The sequence below is a fragment of the Moorena sp. SIO3B2 genome, assembly GCF_010692525.1.
GTDB lineage: Bacteria > Cyanobacteriota > Cyanobacteriia > Cyanobacteriales > Coleofasciculaceae > Moorena > Moorena producens.
Genome location: NZ_JAAHHE010000536.1, coordinates 1 through 3,342 on the forward strand (window position 1 = coordinate 1; position 3,342 = coordinate 3,342).

The window sequence follows — 3,342 nt, forward strand, 5'->3', positions numbered from 1 at the left end:
AACATTTATTGGACAGAATTGCCATTACCCTCTCTGCTGACGGTGTTTTGGCATTAGAGCAACGGGTGGAGGCAGTAGAACAAGCGATCGCATACGCTAACTCTCCCCAGCAGTTTCTGGAGGAATACCAGGAGGATCTCGATACCCTCAAGACGGATATTATTCTAGCGCGAGAGTGGCTCAAGGATGTTGAGATTACCCATGACCAAATTACCTATCTGGTCAATGAAGCCATCCGAGGTGGTGTCCAAGGTCATCGCGCAGAACTGTTTGCCGTTCGAGTTGCTAAAGCTGCAGCAGCCTTAGATGGTCGTCAGACAGTTAATTCCGAGGATTTACGTCGGGCGGTGGAATTGGTAATTGTCCCCCGTGCGACTATGGTAGAAACACCACCAGAAGAAGCACCACAACCTCCTCCTCCCCCACCCCCACAAGATCAATCTCAAGAAGAACAAGACCAAGAGGAAGACAAAGAGGACGACAATGACTCAGAGGAGCAAGAACAGGAAGCTCCGAATATCCCGGAAGAGTTTCTCTTTGACCCAGAAGGGGTTATCCTTGACCCTAGTGTGCTCTACTTTGCCCAGATGGCACAACGGCAAGGTAAGTCCGGAAACCGTAGCATTATCTTTTCAGAAGACCGGGGTCGGTATGTTAAACCGATACTACCGAAGGGGAAAGTAAGGCGGATTGCTGTAGATGCCACCCTCAGAGCTGCTGCACCCTATCAAAAAGCTCGTAGGCAACGTCATCCTAACCGTCGGGTGATTATCGAACAAGGGGATTTACGATCCAAGCGCTTAGCCCGAAAAGCTGGCTCCTTGGTAGTTTTTGTAGTAGATGCGTCAGGGTCTATGGCTCTAAACCGGATGCAATCTGCAAAAGGAGCAGTGATGCAGCTTCTGACGGAAGCTTATGAAAACCGTGACCAAGTCTCCCTGATTCCCTTCCGAGGAGAACAAGCCGATGTGTTGTTACCCCCTACCCGTTCCATTGCTTTAGCAAAGCGGCGTTTGGAGCGATTACCTTGTGGTGGTGGTTCCCCTTTAGCTCATGGATTGACTCAGGCGGTGCATGTGGGCATGAATGCTCAATTGTCTGGGGATATTGGTCAAGTGGTAATTGTGGCAATTACTGATGGTCGGGGCAATATTCCCTTAGCTCGTTCCTTGGGAGAACCTCTACCAGAAGGGGAAAAGCCAGATATTAAAGGGGAATTGTTGGAAATTGCCGCTCGCATTCGAGCTAATGGGGTTCAATTATTAGTGATTGATACCGAGAGTAAGTTTGTTTCTACTGGTTTTGCTAAGGAATTGGCCAAACAAGCAGGTGGTAAGTATTATCATTTACCGAAAGCAACTGATAAAGCGATCGCAGCTATGACTAAGAATGCGATCGCTGATATTACATCTAGGTAAATAGCAAAGGGAATAGCGGATCGGCGAAAGGGTGTCTAGTTACTAAAGTTGATAAAATTTGCCCAAAAGATGACCCACTATTGAATCAACAACCATGAAACGCCGAAAATTTTTTAGTAACGCTGCGATTGGTGCAGCCAGTACAGCTGCCTTAGCGGCCTGTAATCAAGCTAGTACAGGACCCGTTGCTCAATCCGGCAGTCAGCCTATAGTTCGATGGAAAATGGTGACCAGCTGGCCAAAATCCCTTGATACTATCTATGGGGGAGCTGATACTGTCTGTAAGCGGGTCAGTGCAATGACCAATGGGCGTTTCCAGATTACCCCCTTTGCTGCTGGTGAAATTGTACCAGGATTAGAGGTTCTCGATGCCGTCCAACAGGGAACCGTTGAGTGTGGTCATACCGCTAGTTACTACTACGTTGGCAAAAATCCAGCCCTAGCATTCGGCACTAGTGTACCCTTTGGTCTAACCGCTCCACAACAAAATTCCTGGTTGTACCACGGTGGTGGCTTGGAATTGCTCCAGGAACTCTATGCTGACTTTGGCGTGATTAATTTTCCAGCAGGTAATACCAGTACTCAGCTGGGAGGTTGGTTCAAGAAACAAATTAATTCTTTAGCTGACCTGAAGGGATTAAAAATGCGTATCCCTGGATTAGGAGGTAAAGTGATGGAGCGCTTGGGGGTGAATGTCCAAGTATTACCTGGGGGTGAAATTTTCCTTGCCCTAGACCGGGGAGCCATTGATGCCGCTGAATGGGTTGGTCCCTATGATGATGAGAAGCTGGGCTTGTACAAAGCAGCTAAGTTCTATTATTATCCCGGCTGGTGGGAACCCGGACCAACCCTAGAGGTACAGGTTAATAAAAAAGCTTGGGATAAGTTGCCCAAGGACTATCAGGAAATCTTTAAAGATGCTGCCAGGTACGCCAATATCAACATGGCGGCTCAGTATGATGCTTTGAATGGAGCGGCATTGGAACGCTTGATTAAAGCAGGTGCTAAGCTGACTCCTTACTCTCAAGACATTTTGCAAGCGGCTGAGAAAGCATCATTCGATTTATTTGAGGAAGATGCTAGCAAAGATCCCAAGTTTAAGAAAGTTTATGAACAGTGGAAGGGGTTTCGCAAGCAAATTTACAAGTGGCATGGCACAAATGAATTGAGTTTCGCGAATTTCGCCTTTTCTCGGAACTAGAGCACTATCGCCATCTTAAATTACCAAATTTTATCTATGAGGGGTGACACCCCTCGATAAATCTGTTATATTGAGATCAGTAGATAGATGCACCCTGATGACCTAGAGAGTCTTGAAGACGACTCTCTTATTTTTTTGGGAAAAATTCAAACCTGAACATAGCTAGAGTCAGCTGCTTAGTAGTTTTTATCTATGAGGGGTGACACCCCTCGATAAATCTGTTATATTGAGATCAGTAGATAGATGCACCCTGATGACCCAGAGAGTCTCGAAGACGGCTCTCTTATTTTTTTTGGAAAATCGATTGGTGCTTTGCCACCAAATAAAAAAGCGCTCCCTTTTTGGAGAGCGCTATTAGGGGATACTTTTGTATTCCCCTAGGGGTGATCAGATTACGATATTATTAGCCGTTGATTGCTGGAGCAGTCAAAGCTACAGGAGTAGCTTCAGCCGCAGCTAGGTCTAGAGGGAAGTTGTGAGCGTTACGCTCGTGCATTACCTCGAAACCTAGGTTGGCACGGTTTAGTACGTCAGCCCAGGTGTTGATCACGTGACCTTGTGAGTCAATGATGCTCTGGTTGAAGTTGAAACCGTTGAGGTTAAATGCCATGGTGCTGATGCCCAGTGCAGTAAACCAGATGCCGATTACAGGCCATGCACCCAAGAAGAAGTGCAAGGAACGGCTGTTGTTGAAGGAAGCGTATTGGAAGATTAAACGACCGA

Annotated in this window: 2 protein-coding genes and 1 pseudogene; 2 read left to right on the forward strand and 1 reads right to left on the reverse strand. The window is 46.8% G+C overall.

Annotated features, from left to right (window positions below; all coding sequences use genetic code 11):
* Both bchD and F6K38_RS37585 read left to right on the forward strand, forming a co-directional pair.
* Positions 1 to 1,418 (forward strand): magnesium chelatase ATPase subunit D (gene bchD, locus F6K38_RS37580; RefSeq protein WP_287360081.1); only part of this gene is annotated, 1,418 nt, incomplete at its 5' end.
* Between the two features lie 94 nt (positions 1,419 to 1,512).
* Positions 1,513 to 2,619, forward strand: a complete 1,107-nt coding sequence (locus tag F6K38_RS37585; RefSeq protein WP_287360082.1) for a TRAP transporter substrate-binding protein — start codon at positions 1,513 to 1,515, stop codon at positions 2,617 to 2,619.
* Between the two features lie 403 nt (positions 2,620 to 3,022).
* Here F6K38_RS37585 and F6K38_RS37590 read toward each other — a convergent pair.
* Positions 3,023 to 3,342, reverse strand: a pseudogene (locus F6K38_RS37590) (photosystem II q(b) protein); the annotation flags it as partial.

What these genes read in the sequence shown, in the direction of transcription:
- F6K38_RS37585 (WP_287360082.1), top strand. Translation starts at nt 1,513, where the DNA reads ATGAAACGCCGAAAATTTTTTAGTAACGCTGCGATTGGTGCAGCCAGT.